A 24,241-nucleotide genomic window follows, 5' to 3' on the forward strand; every position below is an offset into this window, starting at 1 on the left:
GGTCTAAGTATTTATGATGAAATACCAATTGGAGACCCTGATTTATGGATTCCTTCTCAAGAGTTGGAATTACTACTTAATGAAGAACTTAGCGGATTAGAATTAGGATCACTTCCGATACGAACTCGTTCAAAAGTGGTGAAAACAAAAATTTGTGAAGTTTTAGGTTATCCAGTTCCATCTTCTTTTAAGAAAACAAAACCAAGATTTCTTGGTCAAAATTTTGACACTTATACTCAAAAATCCAACAATCTTCAAATTTGGAATGAGGATATTTCATCTTATCGCCGATATGTTTTAATTAGGGTTTCCACTGAAAACATTATTACAAAAGTCAAGGTAGTTACAGGGGATATGTTAGCCTCCCTTGACAACACAGGCACATTAACTCAAAAATATCAGGCAAGGCTTATTCTTAAAAATGAAATAGTTGAACTTGTTTCTGAAAGTAATACTCAAAATTTAGATCCAGTTATGGTAGCAGAGGCAAAAACTCCATATTATACGACTAATCCAACTGATTATCCAACAGCCGGAACTTTATTATCAATTGAAACTATTTTTGAGAAGTTAAAAGCTATTGTCGGTAATTCGTTCCCAGACTTAGGATCGGATCAAGAAAGAAATAGAGGTGCCGAACTTCACCGACTTGTTTGTCAACATCTAGGCTATTCAAATTATAAGGATGATGGAAGATTTCCTGACGTAAAACATCAACTATTAGAGGTAAAACTCCAAACATCTCCTACAATTGATCTTGGTTTATTCAGTCCTGATAGTAAAGATGTTTTAGATATTCCCGCTATCAACGGAAGACAAATTCGACATTGTGATGTTAGATACGCCATATTTTTTGCAGAAATAATTGAAGGTATGGTAAGAATAACACACTTCTTTTTAACAACAGGAGAAGACTTTTTTAAACGTTTTCCACAATTTCAAGGTAAAGTCTTAAATTCAAAATTACAAATTCCTCTGAAGAAAGATTTCTTCGATTGAAGGTAAGGGGGGGCGAATTTCCCTCCTCGAAATTTATACTTTCTTATCCGTTGAGAAAGACCCTTCCAGCTGCAGAAGGGCCTTTTCAACCGAATGACTGGTCTTTTCGCTGCGCGTCCTGTTCGATCAGGTACAAAGCGTATTCCAAAGGGCGGCGCACCGCCTGAAGGTAGCGGCGAAGCTCTCCCAACTGCCTGAATATTTCCCGGCCCGGCTTCGGATTGATTTCGATAATCCACACCCTGCCGTGCACATCAATGCCGAGATCAAAGCCAAACTCCATCATCTGCCCGAAGTGCTGCTCGATGCGCGCCACCGTTTGCACGACGAGCTCTTTGCATTCCAGCACGATGCGCCTCGCTTCTTCTTGCCCGAAGCGATTGACCAAAAAAGGGATCGCCGCCATCGCCGTGCCTCCGCCGTGCAAATTCGAGGTCGAGGATCGCGTCGAGCCGATGCGGATTCCCATGCCCGTCAGCCCCCAGATGCCTTTTCCGTCTTTTTGCACCAGCACTCGCGCATCGACGGTTCGCCCCGGCACCAGCGACAACTGTAGCCCTTGTTGCAGAAAAAAGTCTTCTCTGCCGTTTTTCTCGCGCTCCATCCACGCCTCCAGCCGCTCGCATACTTTGGCGATGGACGGGAGCTTTTCGCTGCTTTTCGCCTGTTGCTTGGTTCGGCCGTGCAGCAAGTAGCCCTCTTCGGTTTTTTCCACGCGCAGGATGCTCCGCCCGCCTGAGCCGTTTGTCGGCTTGAGATAGACCAGGCGATGGCGTGCCAGCATGGAAACGAGCGTGCTTCTGGAGTAGGCGAACGTTTCCGGCAGCCACCTCGTCAAAAGCGGATCTACCTGCAAAATTTGATGCAGATTAAATTTATTCGTGAAACGGCTGTTGGCATAGCGGAACCAGTTTTGCTTGCGAAACGGCAGGTAGCGGCTGTGCTTCGCCAACGGGTAATACCGATAGCGGTCGATGACAATGTCCGGCCAGTCGAACCATTCACTCTTCCAGCCTTTTTCGGCGGGGATGAAGCCTTTGATCCTGCGCTTGGAAAACTGGACATCCTGCGGCCCGAATACAAAAACATCCGCCCCCATGCCGTTGCCTTCTTTGACCAGACGGCGCAAAAATCCTGGTTCGACAAATCCGGCTTCTCCCCGGTAGGTCAGTATGCCGATCCGTTTTCTCACTGAGGCCGTCCCTCCTTTGTTCACCCGTATGCCGTGTGCGGTGTGTGACGCCTCATTTCATCAGTTTATGGCAGCAGGCAAAAAAAAGCGCCTTTGCCACCGCTAGGCAAAAGCGCATCTTTGCAAGTCTTCTTGTTTACGCCTGATGCTTTTCCAAGTAGAGCAGGGCTGTTCGTCCCAACAGCTCTCCGGCAATGAGCATCGAATCCTCGTCGATGTCAAAGCGCGGATGGTGGTGCGGGTAGTTCGCCAGCTTTTCCGGATTGCCCGCCCCGACAAACAGGTAGGCGCCAGGAACCTTTTCCAGGTAGTATGAGAAATCTTCTCCGCCCATCAGCGGCTTCATCGGCTCCACGCGCTCAGGGCCAAACGCCGCCACTGCCGCCTCGCGGGCGAGCTGCGCTTCCTCTTCGTGATTGATGACAGCCGGGTAGCCGCGCTCGTACGATACTTTCGCCTCGCCGCCCATCATCTTCGCCGTGCCGATGGCGATTTCGCCGAGGCGCTGCTCCGCGCGATCCCGCACGTCCGGCAAAAACGTACGCACGGTTCCCGTCAGGCGACAGCTATCTGCAATAATGTTGTTGTTGTCGCCGCCATTGAACGTACCGACCGTCACGACGACGCTCTCCAGCGGGCTGACGTTGCGGCTGGCGATCGTCTGCAAATTCCCGACGATTTGCGAGCCGATCACGATGGAGTCGACCGTTTCCTCCGGAACAGCGCCGTGGCCGCCCCGCCCTTTGATCTCGATCACGAAGTCATCCGTGTTCGCCATGATCGGGCCGCCGCTGATGAACACTTTGCCTACTGGCAGCATGGACCAGAGATGGACGCCAAACACTGCATCGACGCCGTCGACTGCCCCGTCCTCCGTCATTTGAATCGCGCCGCCCGGAGATTCTTCCTCCGCATGCTGGAACAAAAAGCGAATCTCTCCGGCGAACTGGTCGCGGTGCGAAGCGAGTACGCTTGCCAGCCCCAGCAACTGGGAGGTATGGGCGTCGTGGCCGCATGCGTGCATGACCCCAGGAACAGTTGACTTGTACGGAACGTCTTTTTGATCCTGAATCGGCAACGCGTCAAAATCGGCGCGCAACGCGACGACCTTGCCCGGACGGCTGCCCTTGAGCACTCCGATCACCCCGCGGCCGCCTACTCCTGTCCGCACTTCGTCAAAATTCAGATTTCTCAAGATTTCCGCAATCATCGCCGGCGTCTTTTCCTCCTGAAAGGAAAGCTCCGGATATTGGTGAAGATGGCGGCGCCACGAAATGATTTGCGGCTCCACCTCTTTGAGTAACGATTTCAGTTGTTCCTGCAAGGACATCTGTTTTTCTCCTCCCACTGGGTGCACTTTTTTTATGCCTGTCTTTATCATAGCAAAAATGCGCCCACAATGGGGAAGCTCCCTCAGCCAATCGCAAGCTCGCTCCTTTTTCTGTCGGCAAAAACGGCGACAGCGGCAAAGCCTGCCCGCTTCAACTGCGCCCGCGCCTCGGCCAGATGCTGCCCCACCTGATCGGGAGCGGTCGCATGCGAAGACAGCGTGATCGGCACCTCGTGCTGCGCGAGAATTTGCAAAAAGCGAAAGCTCGGGGAAAACTCGCGCAGCGACTGGCCGCGCACGTACCCGGCGTTCAGCTCGGCGGCCATGTCTTTGCGCCGCAGCGCCCGGGCGATCCGCTGGTAATAAGGCAAGAGCGCCGTCTCGTCCGGCTTCGGCCCGAATGCTTTGATCCCGTCGAGGTGCACCATGACATCGAACAGGCCGCTTTCGATCGCCTGCTCCAGCACATCGAAATAGCTGCTGTACAAGCCCGCTGGCGCCACCCTTTCCCAATGCTCCTGGACGTCCCGAACCGGAAAGCCCCATCCCCCGGGAAAATGGACCGCTCCCATACACACGTCCCACGGATACTGCCCGCTCACTTCACGCAGCACGTCTTCCCCGCCCGGAAAATAATCTAGCTCAATCCCGATGCGCAGCGCAAGGCCGTCCTCCGCCCATCGCTCGCGCTCTTCCGCCAGAAACGCGACGTAGGCCGGAAGCGAATCGTTGGCCATCTGCGCAAGCCAGCGCCGCTGCGCCCTGCCCAGGCGGTCGTCGCCTACGCGAACATGCCGCTCGTAGTAGGGGCGGTACTCCGCAAAACGGTACAGATGCTCCGCTACACACACTTGCACGATTCCTGCCTGCTTGGCCCGCGCCCGATACAAGTCCAGCCACTCTCTGGAGTACGGGCCGTTTTGGAGCCTTTGGGCAAGCCCTTTGACCAGTTCGTTGGCCCAGCCTCGGCTTTCGCTCTCCTCCTTTTCGTCCAAAAACGGCCGGAGCGCGCAAGCCTGCCCGACCAGCCAGTCCAGCGAGTATGGCCCTTCTTCCAGATGCACGTGAAAGTCGACCTTCATCCTATTCCTCCCGCGGTTTGTCCACCCGTTTTCTACTGTTTGTATGCGAAAGGCGGCTGCGATATGTCTTGGGGAGAGGGAAAGCTCGACACGCGCCGTCTTTTGTTTGTACAATAGGAATATACTGATTTTTCGCACGAAAAGTCTTGCCCCTTTTGAGAGTCCAGCCTGTTCGGCAAAAGGAGAATGCCCATGACGCTTTTGGCAGCGTGGACAAAAGAATGGGAACGTACAGATAGCCTGGCTCGCGATATTTGCAGCCTCTTTCGCTTGCACGGATGCACCGAAACAGCGCGGCACTCCGTACTGGTTGCCCAGGAGGCAGAACGGCTGGCGATCCGCTTCGGCGTGGATCGGCAAGCCGCCGTCACGGCAGGGCTTTTGCACGACAGCAGCGCGATTTTTCCGAACAGCCAGAGGATCGAGGTAGCGAGGCTGGCAGGGGTGGACGTGCTGCCAGAGGAAGAACAATTTCCGATGATCGTGCACCAAAAGCTGTCCGTCGTCATAGCCCGCGAGCTTTTTGCGGTTTCGGATGCAGACATTTTATCTGCTATCGGCTGCCACACGACATTGAAGGCCGGCGCGAAGCCGTTGGACCTCGTCCTTTTTGTGGCCGACAAAATCAAGTGGGATCAGCCGGGCACGCCCCCCTATCTCCAGCCGTTGCTCGCGGCGCTGGACGATTCGCTGGAGTGCGCCGCGCTCGTCTATCTGGCGTATTTGTGGGAGCGGCGCGACAAGCTCCGCGTCGTGCATCCGTGGCTGCGTGACGCCTATCTGGAGCTATCTGAACGCGCCGCCAAACCAAAAATGCCTCCTGACTGACAGGAGGCATTTTTTCTATACGATCGCCGATCATCTATTTTTTGCGCTCGTACACGTAAAATGTATGCGGATGCGCGTTTTTCTCGTCCACTACGCCCTCGCGCTTGTCCACAAGCACAAACGCGTCGCGGTCCCAGGCCGGAAAAAACGTGTCGCCTTCCGTCTCCAGATCAATTTCCGTAATGTACATCCGATCCACGACATCCAGAAACTGGCGGTAAATCTCGGCACCGCCAAAAATGATGACGTCGCCCAGCGCGAGCACCTCTTCTTTTGTGTGCACGACGTCGACGCCCTCCGGGTGAAAGGCCCGGCTGCGGGTCAGCACGACGTTTCGCCTGTTCGGAAGCGGCTTGCCGATCGACTCAAACGTCTTCCTGCCCATGACAATCGTTTTGCCGGTCGTGATCTCCTTGACGTTTTTCAAGTCGGCTGGCAGGCTCCACGGCATGTCGCCGTCTTTGCCGATCACCTGATTTTTCGCGTAAGCCACAATCAGGCTAATCATACCGCCACCTCGCCCTTGATGTGCGGATGCGCCTCGTAATCGACAATTTCGATATCGTCATACGTGAAGTCAAAAATGGACGTGACCGCCGGATTGAGCTTCAGCTTGGGCAGCGGCTTCGGCTCGCGCGTGAGCTGGAGCTTCACCTGCTCGATATGGTTCACATACAGGTGCGCGTCGCCCAGCGTGTGGACAAAATCGCCGACCTTGAGCCCGGTGACGTGTGCCACCATGTGCGTCAACAGCGCGTAGGAAGCAATGTTGAACGGCACGCCCAAAAACGTGTCGGCACTGCGCTGATACAGTTGGCACGACAGCTTGCCGTCCGCCACGTAAAACTGGAACAGCAAATGGCACGGCGGCAGCGCCATCTCGTCCAAGTCCGCCGGATTCCACGCGCTCACGACCAGACGGCGGGAGTCCGGATTTTTTTTGATTTCCTCCACCACCCATTGAATTTGGTCCACGGTCTTGCCGTCGCGCCCGGTAAAGGAACGCCACTGCTTGCCGTACACCGGGCCTAAATCGCCGTTCTCGTCTGCCCACTCATTCCAGATTCGCACCCCGTTTTCCTGGAGGTAGCGAATGTTGGTGTCTCCAGACAAAAACCACAACAGCTCGTGAATGATTGATTTCATATGCAGCTTTTTCGTCGTGACCAACGGAAAGCCCTCGCTCAAATCAAAACGCATCTGATGCCCGAAAACGCTCATCGTACCTGTGCCTGTCCGGTCTTCTTTCGTGACGCCTTCAGCCAAAATGCGTCGGCACAAGTCTAAATATTGTTTCAACCCCATCAACTCCTTCGTCCTCTATACTAAACAAACCGTGTCAAAATTGAAAGCCAAGATTCGATCAATGGTATAATGAGCTGGATGATTTTAACTTCTGCCACGGAATTTGAACACGCACAGAAAGCAGGATGGACATGGACGACAAGACGACAGGGACAAAAACAAAGCCGTTATACAAGCAAATTGCCGAGCAGATCGAGCAGCGCATCAGCAGCGGCGAGTTCGGCCCGGGCAGCAGCCTGCCCTCAGAGCGCTCGCTGGCAAAAGAGCTGGGCGTCAACCGTTCGACGATTGTCGCCGCCTACGACGAGCTGCAGGCGGCCGGGATCGTGGAGCGCAGGCAAGGGAGCGGAACGCTCGTCAGCCAGGACATTTGGGGCTTGGCTCGCACGCGGGTCCCGAACTGGCGGCATCTGACCGAGACCGGATCGTTTCGCCCCAATCTGCCGCTCATCCGGAAAATCCGCAGAGAAACGCAGGAAAACGAACTGATCGACCTGGCGAGCGGCGAGCTTTCGCCTGATCTCGTTCCCCGCGATACGCTGCGACAGTTGATAAGCCCGGATGACTTTCCCGCTCACCTCGGCTACGAGCATCCGCAAGGCAACTGGTCGCTGCGCGAGACGCTGGGCCGCCATATGCAAGAATGGCGCAGCATCGAAGCGCCCGCCACCTCGATCATGATTACTTCCGGGGCGCAGCAAGCCTTGCACCTCGTCGTGCAATGCCTGCTCAAACCAGGCGACGCCGTAGCGATCGAGACGCCTTCGTACTGCCATTCCTTGCCGCTGTTTCACTCGGCTGGCTTGCGCACCTTTTCGCTTCCCGTCGAGCGGCATGGCATCGACCCGAACCAGCTCGCCGAACTGCACCGCAAGCATCGGATCAAAATGGTGTTTCTCAACCCGAACTTCCAAAATCCGACCGGGACGCTCCTGTCGCTTGCCCGCCGGAAGCAACTGCTCGCTTTTTCCGCTGAAAACGGCATTCCGATCATCGAGGACGATCCTTACAGCCTGACCGCTTTTTCCAAAGAACCGATCCCTACGCTCAAATCATTGGACAAGCACGGCACAGTCCTGTACATCAGCTCGCTGACCAAAATCGTCGCGTCCGGCCTGCGCATCGGCTGGATTGTCGGCCCGCAGACCGTCATCGAGCGGCTGGCGGACGCGAAGCAGCAGTTTGACTTCGGGCACAGCATTTTCCCGCAATGGCTGGCCGACCGCTTTTTGGCTTCCGCCGAGTTTGCCCGGCACGTCGATCGGCTGCGCACGCAGCTTGCCCTCCGTCACGACCAGCTATTTTTTTCGCTGCAAGAAACATTCGGCGAACAGGTCGACATGGCGGGAGCACAAGGCGGCATCCATCTCTGGTGCCGCTTTGCCGGAACATGGAGCGAGCAGCAGCTCCTGACCGAAGCCGTCAAGCGGGGCGTCGTCTTCGTGCCCGGCCATCTGTTCGGAGCAGCGCCGGGGCATGTGCGCTTTACGTTCGGAAGAGCCTCTCTCGGACAAATTCCTGCCGCAGTCGAGCGTTTTGCAGAAGCATTTACCGCAAGTGGATGAGCAAAAAAACCGCAAAGTGGATGGCCACTTTTTGCATAGGACGGTATATGATCGAAGCAGATACCTTACCAACCATCTGCATCCTTGTGTGTGCCTCACAGGATGACTGTGTGATACAGAAAGGACGATTGGTCCGTCATGACTATTTTTCCCTTTATTGTTGCCGTCATCATCCTCGTTGTCTTTGCGTTCGTCGGGACGTTTCTCATCGGTCTGAAGCCTGTGGAAGCCAAGCAGCGCAGCTTCAAGCAGCGTTCGCGCAACCTGCTGCTCATATACGGGTGTATTACGTCGATGCTCGTCATCGCCTTGGCCGTCTTTCTCTACAACCTGTAGGACTTGCACTCCCTGCGGGGGAAACCCCCCCTGGAAGAACGGTCTGCCAACAATAAGACGCCGTCTGCCCTTACGGGTGTGACGGCGTCTGGAATCAAAAGATGACGGATCGGTCATCTGCTGTTTTTACAGGCTACAGTATAAGCTCTGTTCTTGCCTAGACGATTTTGCGCGCGACATTTGCCGCTTGCAATCCCCGCTGTCCATTCACAATCTCAAACACGACCTGCTCGCCTTCCTCCAAATTCCGGTAGCCTGTGCCCGTGATCGCCGAATAGTGCACGAACACGTCAGGGCCTCCATCCCGCTCGATGAATCCATATCCTTTTTCCTTGCTGAACCATTTTACTTTCCCTTGAATCATTGCGCTTCCTCCCTGTAATCAGTGCAGCTCTTACGCTTACCTCATCATATGCGGATGCGCCGAAAGTGGATATACAGTAAAATAAATCAAGTACGATTCAAGAGTGCAAGGAAGGGGTGGAGCACGAACATGAAAAAAGCATGGATTCTCGGCTGCGCGCTGCTCTTGACAGCCTGCTCGGAAATTTCCGAAGGCGTACAGACAGCGCAACAGGCAGTAGAAACGGGCAAACAGGCCATCGAGGTAGGCAAGCAGGCGGTGGAAGCGGGCAAGCAGCTCGCAGAATCGGAAATCGCCCAGCAATTGAAGACTTATCTCCAGCAAAAATACGAATCCTCTGAGCCTCTGCGCAACGCCATGTTCAGCGGTGACGGACAGTTGCTCGTCGACCAGTTGCAGCAGACTGAGCTGGCCAACTTCAGTTTTTACAAGTCCGAACTGTTCGGAGTGGAATACACAGGCAAGCTCGCTGGCGACGGGTCTTTTCAAGTGCTGAAACACGATTTGAACAACCCGGGTGCAGAGCCTACTGTCGTGAAGGAGTTCAAGGTGACTCTTGACGGCAATGGACAGATTCAAGTGCAGTAAAAAAAGGATAAAATAGAAAATTGAACCTGCGATGGTAAAATCGCGGGTTTTTTTAATTCGATTAAAAACTTTTTATTGTTTTTCTACTAAATTTTCTGTGTTTTTTTTGTAGATTTTCATATCTGGGCATGATATTGTGTAAGACGTCACTATTACTTTTAACAATATTGAACTGAACAAGAGGTGCTATCCATGAATATGCTGCTCACGTCCATCATTGTGTACATGGTAGGCATGCTGCTCATCGGCTATTATGCCTACAAGCGTACCTCCAACTTGAGTGACTACATGCTCGGCGGCAGGTCACTCGGACCAACTGTAACCGCTCTCAGCGCTGGCGCATCCGACATGAGCGGCTGGCTGATGATGGGATTGCCCGGTGCGATATACGCCACAGGCCTTAGCGCCTCCTGGATCGCCATCGGTCTGACACTCGGTGCGTATGCCAACTGGCTGTACGTGGCTCCGCGTCTGCGCACGTACACGGAGGTAGCCAACAACTCCATTACGATCCCGGCTTACCTGGAAAACCGCTTCGGTGATGGCTCCCGGATGCTGCGCCTTGTCTCGGCACTCGTTATCATGATCTTCTTCACGTTTTACGTCTCGTCTGGCCTTGTATCCGGCGGTGTCCTGTTTGAAAACACGTTTGACATGGACTACCGTACAGGCTTGTGGGTAGTTGGCCTGGTTACCATCGCGTACACGCTGTTTGGCGGCTTCCTCGCCGTAAGCTGGACCGATGCCGTGCAAGGGCTGATTATGGTCATTGCCCTCATCATGGTGCCGCTCGTCACGATCTTGACCGTTGGCGGCGTGGGCGAAACGTTTACGACCATTCGCTCGGTCGATCCGTCCCTGCTCGATATTTTCAAAGATACAAGTCTGCTCGGAATTATTTCCTTGTTCGCCTGGGGGCTCGGCTACTTCGGACAGCCGCACATCATCGTCCGCTTTATGGCGATTACTTCAACAAAAGAAATTAAGAAAGCGCGTTCAATCGGAATGGGCTGGATGATTTTCTCCGTAGCTGGCGCCATGTTTACCGGACTGATCGGGATTGCGCTGTTCGCGAAGCAAGGCTGGACGATTGCCGACCCGGAAACGATCTTTATCCAGCTCGGTACTGTGTTGTTCCATCCGCTCATCACCGGCTTTTTGCTCGCTGCGATTTTGGCTGCGATCATGAGCACGATTTCTTCCCAGTTGCTCGTGACTTCCAGCTCGCTGACGGAAGACATTTTCAAAACGTTTCTCAAGCGCTCGGCTTCGGATAAAGAGCTGGTCGCCGTCGGCCGCCTCTCCGTCCTGATCGTCGCCGTCATCGCCTTTTTGCTGGCGCTGAACAAAAACGATACGATCCTCGACCTCGTCGGCTACGCCTGGGCCGGATTCGGCGCTTCGTTCGGTCCTGTCATCCTGCTGTCCCTCTACTGGAAGCGGATGAACAAATGGGGCGCGCTCGCTGGCATGATCGCCGGAGCCGTCACCGTCATCGTCTGGACGCGCTTCGATGTGCTGAAAGACTTCCTGTACGAAATGGTTCCGGGCTTCGCCGCAAGCTTGCTCGCCATCCTTATCGTCAGCAAGCTGACCAGCGAACCGTCCAAGGAAGTGGCTGCCCAGTTTGACCAGTACAAAAAAGCAAGCGAATAAAACTGGCCCAAGCAAAAAACGCCCACGCTTTGCCTCCCGTGCAAATGCTTGGGCGTTTTTTTCGTTGCGGTTAAAGCTTTGGCCGCTATTTGTCAGGCCCTCGCACGAGCAACCGTTGCTGTGCGCCAAACTTGCTTACCCGCCCGCAGCGGTTCTTGTTCCGACAGATTCGGACCGCATGACAAAATTTGGCTGCGCCAAGCCGCTGGCGCCGTCTTAGCTGCACGTAAAAAAAGGCAGCCACGCCCGTCCCTTGCCTGACGAAAAGCGTGCGCTGCCTTCTTTTTTCTATCGCTTCACAAGCCGTTACTCCAGTTCCGCGGCCACGCGGTTTACCTTCGCTCCCAGCTCTTCGAGATCCACGGTCATATCCAGCGCGGCAAACAGCCCTGTGAAGTATTCGTTAATCTGCTCGACAACCCGGTTCCGCTCTGTCGCGACCATCTCGCTGAACAGCGCGCTGAACTGCTCGCCAAGCTGCTCGCTTCCGGTAGCGACGTAAGCCGCTACCGGCTCTTGCATGCGCTTTTCCAGCTCTTCGCGCAGCTTCAGCTTGCCGTCCTGCTCAAAAAAGTCTTTCGTGTTTTTGAACAGCCCAAGCGCTGGCTGGAATGCCTCAACAGACACCGGCAGCTCCTCGGCAAAGGCGAGCGTCTCGACCTGGCGCTGCTGGTACGGCGCCAGCGTCAAACCTGCTGCGTAGGCGTGCACGTCTTTTTGCCACGCGGAAACGAGCGCGGCTCCCTGCTTGCTCAGGAACTTTTCCAGGCGCAGTGTGGTGGCGCGCAGCTCCTGTGCCAGATCGTAGCTGATCGAGCGCAGCAGATCGGTCAGGCAGCCCTGGAGCGCCTGCTTCATGCTGCGCCCGTCTTCCTTGAGAACCGCCGGGTTAAAGGCGAAGTTGAACAGCTCGTTGAAGCGGAAAAACAGCCGCTGCTTGACGTAGTAGAGCAGTTCCTCGCGCTCTTTTGTCAGGTCGCGCTCGTACGAAGCGGTAGACAGAGCCGCTACGGCAGCCAACGCATCCGACTGGGCCTTGCTCGCCGCTTCCTTGCGGGCGAGCCGCTCGTCTTCACCGGACTGGGCCATGCGCATGAACTCGGTCAACGTGTCGTAAGCGCGGCGAATTTCGCCCATCGCTGCGTTCACGGCAATCTGTGTCAGCTCGTCGATCGTGAACCGGAGAAACGCTGTTTCAAAAGCGGCCATGCCTGACAGCTTGAACGCTTCCTCTGCCGGCATGAGCGGAGCGCCTTCTGCCGTTTGCGTGCGCTGACGGTATACTTTTTCCGCCGAAGCCGCCAGCTTGCCTTTTTCATGCATGCGCGCCAAAAGCGCCGTCTGGCTGGATACCGGATAAATGCGCGGCAGGCGGATGCCGCAGGTGAGCAAGTTTTTCTCTACGTGCGCAATGACACCCTGCAGCTCCTCTTCCGAAGCGGCGAGGTCAGCCGCATTGACGATGAAAAACATCTTGTCCATCTCGAACGTGTCCTTGACCCGGCCCATTTGCAGCAAAAACTCGCGGTCAGCCTGGGAAAACGCGTGATTGTAATACGTGACGAACAAGACAGCGTCCGCGTTTTTCATGTATTCAAACGCCACACCCGTATGGCGGGCATTGATGGAATCCGCCCCTGGCGTGTCGACCAGCACGATGCCCTGATCGGTGAGCGGGCAAGAGTAGAAAAGCTCGATGTATTCGGCAAAGCAAGCCTTTTCTTCTTTGGCGACGAAGCTTTTAAATGCTTGCATGTCCACGATCAGCTCTCCGCCCAGATGCGTGTCCATCTCGGGGAGACCTTTCGTGACGGCTTTCAAAAACGTGTAGTGCGGCTTCGCTGTCGGCGGAATTTGCGCCACGTCAATTTTGTTCAGTTCGGACAGCGCGCCTTCCAGGCTTGCGGCATGCAGTCCAAAAACGGCGAGCGAGCGCAGCACGTCCTGCTCCACCGCGTCTCTTTGTTTCAGCACCACGCGCACCGTGCCGTGCGGGTGCTCCGCGCTTGGCGGCATGATTTTGTTGATCGCCGCCGTCGTCGGGTTCGGCGATACAGGCAGGACGAGATCGCCCATCAACGCATTGGCAAAAGAAGATTTTCCGGCGCTGAATGCGCCGAACAAGGCGACCGTGAAGCGGTTGGCGGTCAGGCGCTCTGCCCGCTCCTGCATCGCCAGCGCCTGTTGTTGCATCCCTGGTACGGAAACGATTTCATGGCTTGCGCGGCGCAGCCGTTCTGCGGCCGCCACAAGTTTGTCTCGAAGCTGATTCATGATTCCTATTCTCCTTCACGCATGATTGCCTGCAATCTTTCTCTCGTGTTTTCTTCGCTCGCGGTGAGGCTTGCAAGCTGTTCATGCAGCGAAGCCATCTCGCGCAGGACGCCAAGGCGTTCGAGCTGTGCCGCGCTCTCCTGCTCGCTTTGGCTCTCCAGGCGTCCGACGACTTCCTCGATGAACAGAAGACCCGCGCGTCTGTACTCCAGCTTGATCGCGTTCGCGACGTCTGTACAGTAGTTCATCACATACTCGCGGGAAGCCGCCCCATCCTTGATGTGCTTGGCCAGGAACTCGCCCGTTATTGCGATCTCGGTCGCATGGACACGCGCGTGGTACTCCTCGTCGCGGATGTCATGCGCTTGAAGCTGCTTGCTCATCAGTTCCTTGAAATGGAAGTCGAGATTGCCCGCCACTTTTTCGCGGAACTCGGCCAACAGCGCTTCCTCGCGGCGCTGGCGCTCTTCCTCGGTCTTTTTCCCCGCAAACAAAAAGCCCACCTTGAAGCCAGGCTTGCGGCTCTCCAGGTAGCTTTGCGCCGCTTCGTTCGTGCTGTAGTACGTCAACCGGGCGTTGTCGAGCAGCGAGCCCAAGTCTTTTTCCATCTGGGCGCGCGCTTCTGCTGTGCGGTTTTTCAGCGACGCCATGAGCGCCTCTGCCTGGGCAAGCGCGGCGGACACCCCTTGGGCATCGCGGCTATCTACGTCTGCCAGCTCCAGGCTGTCCAGCTTGCTTTCCAGCTCCTGACGCTTGGAGGCATGGCTGGCCTTTACCGCCTGGACGTGTTCCTCGATCAAATGCTCGGCAGCGCTGCGAACGCTTTTGCCTACCAGCTCCTCGCGTCCAGCGATCATCGCCAGCAGCTTTTGCCGAAACTCCGCGTACTGGTTTTCCGGATGGTCCGGCTCCGCGAGCGAGGTGTAAAAAATGCCATCGGGATGAATGTTCCAGGTCGCGAACGCTTCCTCCACACTTTCCTTGTAGCTCTCAAAATCAAGCTCAAAGTCAATGTGCTTGTCAATCATGTTCACAACCAGATAGACTGGCTTGCCGCGATCTTTCAAGGTTTTCGTAAAGTTGAAGTTTTCCTCTGCCTGGACGTGGTTGTAATCCATCATGTAAATGACGACGTCAGCCAGGTGCAGCGCGGATTCCGTCGCGATTTTGTGCGCGGCGTCGGTCGAGTCGATCCCTGGCGTGTCGAGCAGGCTGGAATGCTCGTCGAGAAGCGTTCCCGGATAGGAGACTTCTACAGACTCCACGGTATCTCCATCAACGGCAAACTGCTTGAGCTTCTCCATCTCCGTATCCGGATCAAACGTCACGACGTCGCCGTTCATTGTATAGACGCGAGCAGCTTTTTCGCCACCGCGGATCTTCACGACATTGGCGCTGGTCGGAATCGGATTGGAGGGCAGCAGGCTGACCCCCAGCAGCGTATTAATCATCGTGGACTTCCCTGCGGAAAAGTGTCCACAGAAAGCGATGTTCAGCTCGGCTTTCCGCGTTTTTTTTGCAAGCTGCTTCAGCTTGGCAGGAGTCGCTTGATCTCCCTGCCCGGCCATCGCTTGCGCCAGCTCTTCCCATGCATGCGCGAGTTTCGCAAAGTCTGTCTCCCGAACCAAAACTTGACTGTCAAGCACTACGATTCCACCCTTCTCCGTCTTTCCTACTCTCTCTACTACTCTCTATTCTACCATGCCGAATGTATCATACCTCATAGGGTTGTTCAATTCTTTGTGCGAAAGTTTGTCGTGGAACTTTCATCCGCATAAATTCCCTTTGTTCTGGAAAAAATCGCACTAACATGCTATTCGCATTTTGAACGGGAGGGACTTCCATGATGCGAAAATTTTTCGCCCAGCGACGCAAAAAGAAAACCTCTCCCCTCATACAGCACATGCAGCAGTCACAGCCACAGCTTGCCGGCAAAAAGCTGTCCAGCAGCCTGCAGGAAAACATGGACCTGTTTCGCTCCTTGCTTGGCAACCCTCACGATCTGCTGATCCGCAGCTTTCTCATCGGCAACAGCAACCATCCGTGCGCCGTCATTGCGATTGATGGTCTGGCCAATGCGGATATGCTCCATACGCAAGTGCTGGGCCATATCCAGTTGATGATCTCTACCGCGGAAAAAACCGTTCCTACTGAACCAGATGCGATCCTCAACCTGCTTTTTGATGAGGTCTTGTCCGTTGTCGAAATAAAAAAAGAAACGTCTCTCGCAGCCACCATCGACTGTATTTTGTCCGGAGATACCGCCATTTTTGTCGACGGCACGAGCGAGATCATCCTCATTGACAGCAAAGGCTGGAAGTCCCGGGCCATCGAGGAGCCCGTCTCCGAAGGGCTTGTGCGCGGTCCACGCGACGGCTTCACTGAAAGCATCCGGGACAACACGGTGCTGATCCGCAGAAGAGTAAAGGACCCGAGCCTGCGCTTTGATAGCACCCTGGTAGGAACGCGCAGCAAAACCGAGCTGATCGTCGCCTACATCGACAATATTGTGGATCACAATTTGGTCAAGGAAGTTCACCGCAGAATCGCCACCATCGACATTGATGAAGTAGAAGAGTCAGGGTTTATCGAGCAGTGGATCGAGGACGATTTTCTCTCGCCCTTCCCCCAGGTGCACAATACGGAGCGCCCGGACAAGGTGAGTGCCGCCCTGTTTCAAGGGCGGGTCGCGATCATGCTGGACGGCACGCCGATGGTACTGATTCTCCCCGTCACGCTCGGTCTGCTCATGCACTCTCCCGAGGACTACTACGAGCGTTGGATCGTCGGCACACTGACCCGGCTCTTGCGTTATTTGGCCGCTTTTTTCGCTGTATTTTCGCCGTCGCTCTACATCGCCCTGGTCACGTTTCACCCTGGCCTGATTCCGTCCGATCTCGCCTTCTCCATTGCCGCCACACGGGACGGCGTTCCATTTCCGGCTTTCGTGGAGTCGATCATGATGATTACGACGATGGAGCTGTTGCAGGAGGCGGGGCTGCGTCTGCCCAAACCGATTGGCCAGACGGTCGGCATCGTCGGCGGTCTCGTCATCGGCGACGCCGCGGTATCAGCCGGGATCGTCAGCCCGGTCATGGTCATCGTCGTAGCGCTGACAGCGATTTCGTCCTTTGCCATTCCGTCGTACCACCTGGCGATCGCGTTTCGCATGATCCGGTTTTTCGCCATGTTTGCCGCCGCCATCTTCGGGGTGTACGGCGTCGTGCTAAGCCTGATTACGATCATCATCCACCTGTCCAATCTGACGAGCATCGGCCATCCGTACCTGGCTCCGTTTGCCCCGCAAATGCCCAGAGACTGGAAAGACTTGATTTTGCGCGCGCCTGTCACCTTTTTAAAAGACCGTCCCGAAGTCCTGCACCCAGAAGATGAAATCCGAATGAGAACAGGGGACTCCAAATGAGTGCACAAACCTTGTCAGATAAAATGCTCACCAAAAATCATATGGGTATCAACATCGCCGCGGTTACGATCGGTGTCGGCATCCTGACCTTCCCGCGCGGGCTCGCCAAAGCGACCAGCGGATTCGACGGCTGGATTTCCGTCGTCATCAGCGGCCTGATCGCCTTTCTGATCGGCTGGCTGCTCGCCAAGCTCGCCGCCCGCTTCCCCAGGCAAACTTTTTTCGAGTACACCTCGATGATCGCAAGCAAGCCGGTCGGCTACGTCCTGACCTTGCTCGTCTGTCTGTACACGATGCTGTTCGTGTCCTTCGAGATTAGCGCGATCGGCAACATCGCCAAGCAGTATTTGTTTTACAACACCCCAGTCGAAATGATTACGTTGAGCTTTCTGTTGATCGTCCAGTATGCCGTGGCGGGATCGCGCATCTCCATGCTGCGGCTCAACCTGTTGTTTTTGCCAGTCGTCCTGGTCGTGATGTTTTTCGTCTTGCTGTTCACCTCGCAATTGATCGAAGTCGAAAACGTTCGCCCCTTTTTCTCATCCGACTGGCGCTCCTTGCTGGACGGCTCGCAAGCGGTGGGGCTTTCCTACTCCGGGTTCGAAATCATTCTCTTCTATACGATGCTGATGAAACGGCCAAAAGACGGAACAAAGGCCATGGCGCTCGGGCTGTTCATCCCGGTGGCCCTCTACTTGACGATCTACATTTTCGTCATCGGCGTCTTTTCGGCCGAGGTCGCCAAAAACTTGACGTACCCGACGATTGATCTTGCGAAAGAAGTGGAAATTCCCGGCGGTTTTTTCGAGCGGGTCGAATCGATCTTTTTTGCGATCTGGATCATGACGATTTTCGATACGTGCATGATGTGGCTCGATATCACGATCCTCAATTTAGCGTCGATGTTCCGCAACGTAAAAAAACTGGTCTGGATCCTGCTCTTGTCGCCGATTATTTACTTCGTCGCGATGCTCCCGCAAAATCTGGTCGACTTCTTTACGTTTGCCGACTATGTGACGTATTTCGGAATGATTATCGTCTACCTGTGCCCCATCCTGCTACTGCTGCTCGCCATCATCCGCGGGGTGAGGGGCCATGAATAGGCGTTTTACTCTGGCCTGCATGGTCGTTCTCTTGTGCACGCTGGTCACGGGCTGCTGGGACCAGGTGCAGATTGAGGAACGCGGCTTTGTCGTCGGTGTCGCCATTGATGCCCCCCGCTCCAACGAGGCCGAAAAACGGGCTGCGAAAGAATCGCCGGGAAAACCACGGGTCAAGCAGCGCTTCCTCGTCACCCACCAGCTCGTCATCCCTGGCGGACTGATCGCAGGCAACCAGGGCGGCGGTGGCGGACAAAACACGACGAACGAAGCGTTTCTCAACCTCTCCTCGGAGGGGGATTCGCTTTTCGAGGTTTCCCGCGAGCTGGCTACCCGAACCAGTCGCGCTCCGTTTTACCAGCACCTCAAGATTCTCGTCATCTCGGAAGAAGTGGCCCGCTCCGAAAACGGCTTTGCCAACGCCATGGATTTTTTGCTGCGCGATCCCGATTCCAGGCGAAGCAGCAAAGTCTTTATCTCCAATGGCCCGGCCAAAAGCATTATCGAGGTCAAGCCGAAAACGGAAAAGCTGCCCGCGCTCTACATCAACTCGATTGGTGAAAACATCGATCGAAATGCGCGCATGCTTCCCGAGGTCAGAGTGGGAGATGTTCACGAGGAGCTGCTCAACCCGTTCAGCTTCGTCATTCCGAGAGTGCGGGCGGAAAAAAACGAAATCAAAATGGCGGGCAGCGCTGTGTTTTCCAATCGCAACCAAATGGTCGGCTTTCTTGGCGAAGAAGAAACCGAGGGCTTGAATTTCTTGACGGGGAATATTAACGGGGGACTGTTAAAAGCCAAGGTCAAAAACGATTTGGTCGTCCTGAACATCCAGGGGACGAAGCATTCTATCGTACAAGATTTGCGCGACAAGCAGCACTTTATTTTCACGATCCAAATCGAGTGCGAGGGCATTTTGGCAGAAGCCTACGCGCTGATGGATTTTCTCAGCAAGGAAGAGACGAAGAAGCTGGAGCAAGCGTTCGCAAAAGAAATCGAGCGGATGTGCCGGGATACGATCCAGAAAGTGCACAAGGAAATGAAAGCCGATGTCATCAAGCTGGGCAGCAATATCCGCCAAAAAGACTACTCGCTCTGGAAGCAGATCCAGCACGATTGGGAAAAAGGGCAGCGCCTGTACGAAAAGAGCGAAATCCACGTCGAAGCCAAGGTGTACTTGCGAAATGTCGGCTCCATCAACCGTTCGGAAAAAGTAGAAGGAAGGTGACCAGCATGATGAAATATTTGGGCTCGCTGCCCCCGTTTCTCACCTTTGGCGGCGCGCTGCTCGCTTTTTTGATCCCGTTTTTGTTTTACACGGCCAGCAACAAAATCCACGAGTGGGGGGACCCGCCCTGGAAGAACACCAAGAGGCCAAGCTCATAAAAAAAAGGCACGCCTGGCGTTTTGTCAACGAGCGTGCCTATTTTTGTTGCAACTGCGCTGCTTGTCCTTAGTTTTCAGCCAACAAATCCGCGAAAGCCTTCGCGTACGCCGGCAAATCAGGCGGACGGCGGGAACCGACGATGTGCCCATCGACGACCACCTCTTCGTCGACCCACACTGCCCCTGCGTTCTCCATGTCATCCTTGATGCCAGGCGTAGAGGTCGTCTTCACTCCGGCCAAAATTTTTGCCGAGGCGAGCACCCAGCCCGCGTGGCAAATGTGGCCGATCGGCTTTTTCGCCTCGTGCATGGCACGGACAAACGAAAGCACCTCCGGATAGCGGCGAAGCTTGTCCGGCGCCCAGCCACCCGGCACGAGCACGCCGTCGTACTGCGCCGGATCAAGCTCGCTCAATGCCTTGTCCACCTCGCACGGCACGCCGTATTTTCCGATGTAGGCGTGTCCCGCCTGCGGCCCCGCCAAATGGACAGTCGCCCCTTCCTCGCGCAGCCTCAGCACCGGGTACCACAGCTCCAAATCTTCAAATTCGCTTTCTACAAAGCAGACTACACGTTTTCCCGCAAGTCTCACGATATCCGCCTCCTTTTTCTCTTTGCATAGAAGAAGCTTGTCTCAAATTCATAATAAAGAACAGCAGTGACATTGTTAAGCAAAGACTATTTCAAGTGCGCAAAGTCGTACTTAGTCAGTCGCAATCCCCTTTTTCCTGCAAAAGAATGTCTATTACATTCCCGCCAACAGGTCCATTCCATATATTCACTCTCCGTCAAATATTATCCTCAAGCGCTTCGTGCGTCAAAGATGAAAACATGCGAAAGAGCGAGAAAAACGAAGAAAACATTAATGTATTGAGGGAGGGATGATCTTGCTATATTTTTTTGCTTTTTTACACTGTTGTTTTTTGTGGGGGCAATGAAAAGTTTTTTTAGTTCTATTGAGTCATTAAAGAACTCTAATATTGCTCGATTTAATAAAGCAGCAAACACCTCTATAGTGTTTGGGGTTTTGTTTGTCCTCTTCCTGCTGGTTACAATAGCTTTTATCTTTATGACACTTCAGTAGAAGATATATGGTTCCTAAAGTCAACTCTCATCGTTGACTTTTTCTTTGTCCATTTTCACTAATTTGTAACTCAAAGCGGCGCCCGAAAATGAAAAAAGTGAGAAACAGGATTTGCTCGCTGTTCCCCACCTTATAACAAAAACCATATGTATGGATTGCTGGTGCCGGTAGAGGGACTTGAACCCCCACGGTTTCCCTCACGATTTTGAGTCGCGCGCGTCTGCCAATTCCGCCATACCGGCCCGTTCGTGTGCAAAATGGTCGGGAAGACAGGATTCGAACCTGCGACCCCTTGGTCCCAAGCCAAGTACTCTACCAAGCTGAGCTACTTCCCGATTTGCTCACACGACGTTGCTCCACTTTGTTCGACAAAATCTGCAAAGTGCCGCAACACTTACGTATTTTACAGGCAAGTCGTCCCAAAATCAAGACCGGATTTTAAAAAAATGTGGCTACCAGTTCCATACGGCAATCCTGCCCAACTGAAAGCGGTGCAGCTCAGGCTCGGCACGCAGCTTCTCCAACTCGCGAATCGGTCCTGTGACGACGGCGCCATAGACGGCGATTCCGTTTTCGCGCAAATAGGCGAGACGCTTGTCGTCATACACATCGAACTCATCAGGCGCATAGGACTGCATCCATTCCAAATCAGGAATGAGCTGATTGGTCGCCTCCTCCACCGATTCGGGCAAATCCATCGTCGTCTCGTAGCTCATGCTTCCTCCCTCGCTGTAGTGAACTGCCGGCCTCAGCACCAGGTGCGGGACGCGGATGGTACTGCCGCTTCGCGTATGCGTCGGCTGAAAGGTTTTCAGCTCGCCTCCGTACACGGCCATCTGCAGCACAGACAGATCGTACTTTTCCAGCAGCTTGAAGAGTTGCAGCGGCTCGTACGGCTGCAGCGTGGAAAACGCCATCTCCGCTACGTAGCCGTCCTCCATATGGGCGAGCTGCTCCCACAGCTCGTTCTGCTCCTCGCGCACTTCCAGAGGCTTTTTGCCGAGCAGCGACAGCGGCAGGGCAAAACGAAACGTTCCGTCCCGGTCGTCGAGCTGCTTTTGCTGATAGTGGATGTCGTACGCAAGCTTGCCCCAGAGCGGCTTTTTGACCGTCACCGTGCCGACGACCTCCTCCCACTTGCCAAGCTGCTTGTACAGGAGAAGCGTCGTCTCTTGCGTCAGCCAGGGAGACAGCGACACCGGCGTGTGCCCCGACTTGTTCACCTTCAAGCCCGGGTAATGCGTCTCGACCAAGGTCGCGGCGTAGCGGACCAGGTCGTCCTCCTTGCCCAGCTTCGCATAGCCGATCTGAATCACCAGCATGTAGAGCATGTACAAAAACCATATGGCGAGCAATACTTGCGCCATATTTCTCCACAGCGCAAACCGCGACCGCCAGATCAGGCGTCGCGCCCTTTTTTCGTCCCAGACTATCTCGGACACATCAAGCCTTTCGCGCAGCTTGTCATCCTCCATCGTCCATTCCTCCTTCCACTCGCTTCTCCCACTCGCGAAATTTTTTTCGCGCCCGGTGCAGCGTGACTTTTACCTGATCGAGGCTCATCGCAAGCGTCTCCGCCAGCTCCTGATAGGAAAATTCCTCGATCTCGCGCAGGTAGAGGATCGTCCTCATCCGCTCGGGCAGTTGCTGCAAAATCCACTCTGCCCGCTGCTTGTCCTCTTTTTGGCGATACATCGTTTCCGGCTCATACGTGCGCGAGGACGCGCTGAACAGACGGCGGATGTTTTCCAGCATGCTTTTTTCCGACGTTTGTTTGCGCAGCCAGTCGATGTACAAATGCCGCGCCACTTTGTAGAGCCACGCCCGCGCCTGTCGGGCATCCTGAATCGAGAGGGAGAGCATGGCACGGTAAAACGTCTCCTGCAACAGCTCCTCGGCCACCTCGCGCGAACCGCACATCCGGTACAAATAGCGGTACAGCGGCTGCTGGTATTCGGCGAACCATTCGCTCCATAGTTGTGCCTTCATCTCCCACCTCCCTTTCATACAAACGAAGTCAGGCGCAAAATGTTACCACTTCTCTCCAAAAATTTGTTTTCCCTCCCCCACGCTCACCTTCGCCGGACCCTCCTTCTCACCCGCTTGCATCCCCGCACACAAGGCTTGCAACAGCCAGGCACTATCCGGAAAAGCTGTCCAGGCCGATTGAACGGATAGTCCAGCGGATGGCGGCCTACCACGATCCAGCGCCCATCCGGCTGCTTTTTCAACTGGTAGACAAGAAAAAAGCGGTCGCTCGGGTCAAATTGAAACCAGACAGCGAGCGTCACGCACCTCTCGCTTTTCTTCAAAATTTGTGATTTGACAATCGGCGCCGCACCGATTCCATCTCCTACCGGAACGGCCAGCCGTCCCTTGATCCGTCTCAGATCGAGGTTGCCGATCACGCGATTCGCGAGGCAAGGCGTCATGAACCGGGTCAAAAACCGACGAATTTTGTTTTTCGAATTAAACCGCTTGGGCAAAATTCTGCCCCGTTCCCCGACTCGCCGCTGTGCCGAAAACACAATGGTCCAAAAAGCCTGCTCCGCCTGCCGGACAACCCCTACCCACTTTTTCTTCATCACCCATTCCTCCCCTCCTACAAAGGTATGCAGCCTGCGCTGCAAACGGTTGGGCACGTGCCTTTTCATACATAATCGCGGCCAAACGGGAGAAATTATAACGGTGTGCCAAACCAATCTTCTGCCCAAGGAGGAACTGACATGCCAACGCAAATCAACACTGATTCGCTGAAAAAAGCCGAAGTGGCGACCACTCTCGCGAAAAATATGATTACGCAAGCCATCGAGCAATCCGCTGCCAATCCGCAGCTCGCCGAGGAAGCGCTGAAACAGGCTTCGCAGGAAATTGCCCAGGCGCAAACAATGGTGTCGCAGGTTCAGTCCACGCTGCAAACACAGGGGCAAGCGCAGCAAGGCCAATCCCAGTCGTAAGCATACTGCTTCGCAAAAAGGCAAAACAGGCAGACCGGATGCTATCGGGCTGCCTGTTTTGCTGCCAATCAAGGGCAGCCTATTGCTCGTCGGCCCTGCTGTTCTGCCATGGCAAACAGTCGTCTCGCTGACGTACAATGATCTCATCACGATCAAGAAGGTACATTCAAAAAAGCGAAAGAGGCGATGTCATGCAGCCATTGACCGGAATCAACCATTTCCTGTTTTCTGTTTCCGACCTGGAGCGTTCTTTTTGTTTTTACCGCGATGTACTCGGCGCCAAGCCGCTCGTTCGCGGCAGAAAACTGGCCTACTTCGACTGGAACGGCTATTGGCTGGCGTTGAACGAAGAGCGCGACATCCCCCGCAACGAAATTGCCCTGTCCTACACCCATATCGCCTTCTCCGTTGCCGAAGAAGCCTTTGCAGACTGGAAGCGCCATCTGGAGCAGCACGGTGTCCACATTCTCCCCGGCAGAGAGCGCGATGAGCGGGACAAGCGCTCCCTCTATTTCACAGACCCCGACGGGCACAAGTTCGAGCTGCACACAGGCAACTTGCAGGATCGTCTCGCCTATTACCGGGAAGCAAAGCCGCATATGACGTTTTTCGATTGATAACGCTTTCGATCTTTTTCATAACTTACATAAACATTTCACAAATTCCCAGTAGTTCCACAGGTTCAATTCTTCCTTAAATGGTATAATCAGGTAGGCAGTTTGACCTATTTCCATTACAGCAACTGGCCTCTTCTGCGTCAAGAATCGGTCA

At 54.5% G+C, this 24,241-nt stretch carries 24 protein-coding genes and 2 tRNA genes; 12 read left to right on the plus strand and 14 right to left on the minus strand.

Going from position 1 to position 24,241, the window contains the following annotated elements; genetic code table 11:
• Positions 1-999, plus strand: a 999-nt coding sequence (locus AC3WJN_RS21395; protein ID WP_492329330.1) for a restriction endonuclease, incomplete at its 5' end; no start/stop codon positions are given.
• 85 nt (positions 1,000-1,084) lie between these two features.
• On the opposite strand, the gene AC3WJN_RS21400 is transcribed toward AC3WJN_RS21395, so the two are convergent.
• From AC3WJN_RS21400 to AC3WJN_RS21410, 3 genes are all read right to left on the minus strand, one after another.
• Positions 1,085-2,191 (minus strand): YheC/YheD family endospore coat-associated protein, encoded by a 1,107-nt coding sequence (locus AC3WJN_RS21400; protein ID WP_005831622.1) that lies wholly within the window; start codon positions 2,189-2,191, stop codon positions 1,085-1,087.
• A gap of 136 nt (positions 2,192-2,327) precedes the next feature.
• Positions 2,328-3,521: a M20 metallopeptidase family protein gene (locus AC3WJN_RS21405; RefSeq protein WP_005831624.1), complete on the minus strand. Its 1,194-nt coding sequence runs from the start codon at positions 3,519-3,521 to the stop codon at positions 2,328-2,330.
• Between the two features lie 83 nt (positions 3,522-3,604).
• Positions 3,605-4,603 (minus strand): PHP domain-containing protein, encoded by a 999-nt coding sequence (locus AC3WJN_RS21410; protein WP_005831626.1) that lies wholly within the window; start codon positions 4,601-4,603, stop codon positions 3,605-3,607.
• Between the two features lie 192 nt (positions 4,604-4,795).
• Here AC3WJN_RS21410 and yqeK point away from each other — a divergent pair, with 192 nt between their 5' ends.
• Positions 4,796-5,431, plus strand: coding sequence for a bis(5'-nucleosyl)-tetraphosphatase (symmetrical) YqeK (yqeK, locus tag AC3WJN_RS21415; RefSeq protein WP_005831627.1), 636 nt, complete (start codon positions 4,796-4,798; stop codon positions 5,429-5,431).
• Between the two features lie 34 nt (positions 5,432-5,465).
• Here the strand turns inward: yqeK and AC3WJN_RS21420 are convergent, their stop codons facing one another.
• Both AC3WJN_RS21420 and AC3WJN_RS21425 read right to left on the minus strand, forming a co-directional pair.
• Positions 5,466-5,939, minus strand: coding sequence for a dihydrofolate reductase (locus AC3WJN_RS21420; protein WP_005831629.1), 474 nt, complete (start codon positions 5,937-5,939; stop codon positions 5,466-5,468).
• Complete coding sequence (locus AC3WJN_RS21425) at positions 5,936-6,730, minus strand: thymidylate synthase (RefSeq protein ID WP_005831631.1); 795 nt, start codon at positions 6,728-6,730, stop codon at positions 5,936-5,938. The genes AC3WJN_RS21420 and AC3WJN_RS21425 overlap by 4 nt, the downstream gene beginning before the upstream one ends.
• Positions 6,731-6,867: 137 nt before the next feature.
• Between AC3WJN_RS21425 and pdxR the strand changes: the two genes are divergently transcribed.
• Both pdxR and AC3WJN_RS21435 read left to right on the plus strand, forming a co-directional pair.
• A complete protein-coding gene (gene pdxR, locus AC3WJN_RS21430) occupies positions 6,868-8,301 on the plus strand; it encodes a MocR-like pyridoxine biosynthesis transcription factor PdxR (RefSeq protein WP_005831633.1) in 1,434 nt (477 codons plus the stop codon).
• A gap of 138 nt (positions 8,302-8,439) precedes the next feature.
• Entirely contained in the window at positions 8,440-8,637 is a 198-nt protein-coding gene (locus AC3WJN_RS21435) for a hypothetical protein (RefSeq protein ID WP_005831636.1), read from the plus strand.
• 157 nt (positions 8,638-8,794) lie between these two features.
• On the opposite strand, the gene AC3WJN_RS21440 is transcribed toward AC3WJN_RS21435, so the two are convergent.
• Positions 8,795-9,001 carry a cold-shock protein gene (locus AC3WJN_RS21440; protein ID WP_005831638.1) on the minus strand — a complete coding sequence of 69 codons (207 nt, stop codon included), beginning with the start codon at positions 8,999-9,001 and terminating at the stop codon, positions 8,795-8,797.
• Positions 9,002-9,130: 129 nt separating this feature from the next.
• Between AC3WJN_RS21440 and AC3WJN_RS21445 the strand changes: the two genes are divergently transcribed.
• Both AC3WJN_RS21445 and putP read left to right on the plus strand, forming a co-directional pair.
• Positions 9,131-9,589 carry a hypothetical protein gene (locus tag AC3WJN_RS21445; RefSeq protein ID WP_005831639.1) on the plus strand — a complete coding sequence of 153 codons (459 nt, stop codon included), beginning with the start codon at positions 9,131-9,133 and terminating at the stop codon, positions 9,587-9,589.
• A gap of 192 nt (positions 9,590-9,781) precedes the next feature.
• On the plus strand, positions 9,782-11,245 hold the full coding sequence (putP, locus tag AC3WJN_RS21450; RefSeq protein ID WP_007780793.1) for a sodium/proline symporter PutP: 1,464 nt from the start codon (positions 9,782-9,784) through the stop codon (positions 11,243-11,245).
• Positions 11,246-11,551: 306 nt separating this feature from the next.
• On the opposite strand, the gene AC3WJN_RS21455 is transcribed toward putP, so the two are convergent.
• Positions 11,552-13,519: a dynamin family protein gene (locus tag AC3WJN_RS21455; RefSeq protein WP_007780796.1), complete on the minus strand. Its 1,968-nt coding sequence runs from the start codon at positions 13,517-13,519 to the stop codon at positions 11,552-11,554.
• A gap of 5 nt (positions 13,520-13,524) precedes the next feature.
• Positions 13,525-15,165, minus strand: a complete 1,641-nt coding sequence (locus AC3WJN_RS21460) for a dynamin family protein (RefSeq protein WP_007780797.1) — start codon at positions 15,163-15,165, stop codon at positions 13,525-13,527.
• A 197-nt stretch (positions 15,166-15,362) separates the two neighbouring features.
• Here AC3WJN_RS21460 and AC3WJN_RS21465 point away from each other — a divergent pair, with 197 nt between their 5' ends.
• Genes AC3WJN_RS21465 through AC3WJN_RS21480 form a run of 4 tightly spaced genes read left to right on the plus strand, consistent with a single transcriptional unit; the run spans position 15,363 to position 19,429 of the window.
• A complete protein-coding gene (locus AC3WJN_RS21465) occupies positions 15,363-16,943 on the plus strand; it encodes a spore germination protein (RefSeq protein ID WP_007780798.1) in 1,581 nt (526 codons plus the stop codon).
• A complete protein-coding gene (locus AC3WJN_RS21470) occupies positions 16,940-18,046 on the plus strand; it encodes a GerAB/ArcD/ProY family transporter (protein ID WP_007780799.1) in 1,107 nt (368 codons plus the stop codon). The genes AC3WJN_RS21465 and AC3WJN_RS21470 overlap by 4 nt, the downstream gene beginning before the upstream one ends.
• On the plus strand, positions 18,039-19,271 hold the full coding sequence (locus tag AC3WJN_RS21475) for a Ger(x)C family spore germination protein (RefSeq protein ID WP_221843604.1): 1,233 nt from the start codon (positions 18,039-18,041) through the stop codon (positions 19,269-19,271). Before AC3WJN_RS21470 ends, AC3WJN_RS21475 begins: the two co-directional genes overlap by 8 nt.
• 5 nt (positions 19,272-19,276) lie before the next feature.
• Positions 19,277-19,429: a hypothetical protein gene (locus tag AC3WJN_RS21480; protein ID WP_005831649.1), complete on the plus strand. Its 153-nt coding sequence runs from the start codon at positions 19,277-19,279 to the stop codon at positions 19,427-19,429.
• Positions 19,430-19,496: 67 nt separating this feature from the next.
• Here AC3WJN_RS21480 and AC3WJN_RS21485 read toward each other — a convergent pair whose 3' ends face one another.
• The 6 genes from AC3WJN_RS21485 to AC3WJN_RS21510 all read right to left on the minus strand — a co-directional run bounded on the left by AC3WJN_RS21485 (position 19,497) and on the right by AC3WJN_RS21510 (position 23,098).
• On the minus strand, positions 19,497-20,021 hold the full coding sequence (locus tag AC3WJN_RS21485; RefSeq protein ID WP_007780806.1) for a type 1 glutamine amidotransferase domain-containing protein: 525 nt from the start codon (positions 20,019-20,021) through the stop codon (positions 19,497-19,499).
• A gap of 651 nt (positions 20,022-20,672) precedes the next feature.
• Positions 20,673-20,755 (minus strand) — tRNA-Leu (locus AC3WJN_RS21490).
• 16 nt (positions 20,756-20,771) lie between these two features.
• Positions 20,772-20,848: transfer RNA gene (locus AC3WJN_RS21495), tRNA-Pro, on the minus strand.
• Positions 20,849-20,965: 117 nt separating this feature from the next.
• Positions 20,966-21,988, minus strand: coding sequence for an anti sigma factor C-terminal domain-containing protein (locus AC3WJN_RS21500; protein ID WP_007786014.1), 1,023 nt, complete (start codon positions 21,986-21,988; stop codon positions 20,966-20,968).
• Positions 21,978-22,502 carry an RNA polymerase sigma factor gene (locus tag AC3WJN_RS21505; protein ID WP_005836621.1) on the minus strand — a complete coding sequence of 175 codons (525 nt, stop codon included), beginning with the start codon at positions 22,500-22,502 and terminating at the stop codon, positions 21,978-21,980. Before AC3WJN_RS21505 ends, AC3WJN_RS21500 begins: the two co-directional genes overlap by 11 nt.
• A gap of 83 nt (positions 22,503-22,585) precedes the next feature.
• Positions 22,586-23,098 carry a DL-endopeptidase inhibitor IseA family protein gene (locus AC3WJN_RS21510; protein ID WP_005836623.1) on the minus strand — a complete coding sequence of 171 codons (513 nt, stop codon included), beginning with the start codon at positions 23,096-23,098 and terminating at the stop codon, positions 22,586-22,588.
• Between the two features lie 141 nt (positions 23,099-23,239).
• On the opposite strand from AC3WJN_RS21510, the gene AC3WJN_RS21515 reads away from it, so the two are divergent.
• Both AC3WJN_RS21515 and fosB read left to right on the plus strand, forming a co-directional pair.
• On the plus strand, positions 23,240-23,470 hold the full coding sequence (locus AC3WJN_RS21515; protein ID WP_007786017.1) for a hypothetical protein: 231 nt from the start codon (positions 23,240-23,242) through the stop codon (positions 23,468-23,470).
• Between the two features lie 191 nt (positions 23,471-23,661).
• A complete protein-coding gene (fosB, locus tag AC3WJN_RS21520) occupies positions 23,662-24,087 on the plus strand; it encodes a metallothiol transferase FosB (protein ID WP_007786020.1) in 426 nt (141 codons plus the stop codon).
• Positions 24,088-24,241: the final 154 nt, after the last annotated feature.

The sequence above is a fragment of the Brevibacillus sp. FW306-2-1A-C05A genome, from assembly GCF_058781555.1.

Excerpts from the sequence above, each read along its gene's own strand:
- AC3WJN_RS21465 (WP_007780798.1), top strand. The coding sequence starts at position 15,363 with ATGATGCGAAAATTTTTCGCCCAGCGACGCAAAAAGAAAACCTCTCCC.
- AC3WJN_RS21480 (WP_005831649.1), top strand. The coding sequence starts at position 19,277 with ATGATGAAATATTTGGGCTCGCTGCCCCCGTTTCTCACCTTTGGCGGC.
- AC3WJN_RS21515 (WP_007786017.1), top strand. The coding sequence starts at position 23,240 with ATGCCAACGCAAATCAACACTGATTCGCTGAAAAAAGCCGAAGTGGCG.
- putP (WP_007780793.1), top strand. The coding sequence starts at position 9,782 with ATGAATATGCTGCTCACGTCCATCATTGTGTACATGGTAGGCATGCTG.
- AC3WJN_RS21420 (WP_005831629.1), bottom strand. The coding sequence starts at position 5,939 with ATGATTAGCCTGATTGTGGCTTACGCGAAAAATCAGGTGATCGGCAAA.
- pdxR (WP_005831633.1), top strand. The coding sequence starts at position 6,868 with ATGGACGACAAGACGACAGGGACAAAAACAAAGCCGTTATACAAGCAA.
- AC3WJN_RS21475 (WP_221843604.1), top strand. The coding sequence starts at position 18,039 with ATGAATAGGCGTTTTACTCTGGCCTGCATGGTCGTTCTCTTGTGCACG.
- AC3WJN_RS21445 (WP_005831639.1), top strand. The coding sequence starts at position 9,131 with ATGAAAAAAGCATGGATTCTCGGCTGCGCGCTGCTCTTGACAGCCTGC.
- AC3WJN_RS21505 (WP_005836621.1), bottom strand. The coding sequence starts at position 22,502 with ATGAAGGCACAACTATGGAGCGAATGGTTCGCCGAATACCAGCAGCCG.
- yqeK (WP_005831627.1), top strand. The coding sequence starts at position 4,796 with ATGACGCTTTTGGCAGCGTGGACAAAAGAATGGGAACGTACAGATAGC.
- AC3WJN_RS21500 (WP_007786014.1), bottom strand. The coding sequence starts at position 21,988 with ATGGAGGATGACAAGCTGCGCGAAAGGCTTGATGTGTCCGAGATAGTC.
- AC3WJN_RS21435 (WP_005831636.1), top strand. The coding sequence starts at position 8,440 with ATGACTATTTTTCCCTTTATTGTTGCCGTCATCATCCTCGTTGTCTTT.
- AC3WJN_RS21440 (WP_005831638.1), bottom strand. The coding sequence starts at position 9,001 with ATGATTCAAGGGAAAGTAAAATGGTTCAGCAAGGAAAAAGGATATGGA.
- AC3WJN_RS21455 (WP_007780796.1), bottom strand. The coding sequence starts at position 13,519 with ATGAATCAGCTTCGAGACAAACTTGTGGCGGCCGCAGAACGGCTGCGC.
- AC3WJN_RS21410 (WP_005831626.1), bottom strand. The coding sequence starts at position 4,603 with ATGAAGGTCGACTTTCACGTGCATCTGGAAGAAGGGCCATACTCGCTG.
- AC3WJN_RS21510 (WP_005836623.1), bottom strand. The coding sequence starts at position 23,098 with ATGAAGAAAAAGTGGGTAGGGGTTGTCCGGCAGGCGGAGCAGGCTTTT.
- AC3WJN_RS21405 (WP_005831624.1), bottom strand. The coding sequence starts at position 3,521 with ATGTCCTTGCAGGAACAACTGAAATCGTTACTCAAAGAGGTGGAGCCG.
- AC3WJN_RS21470 (WP_007780799.1), top strand. The coding sequence starts at position 16,940 with ATGAGTGCACAAACCTTGTCAGATAAAATGCTCACCAAAAATCATATG.
- fosB (WP_007786020.1), top strand. The coding sequence starts at position 23,662 with ATGCAGCCATTGACCGGAATCAACCATTTCCTGTTTTCTGTTTCCGAC.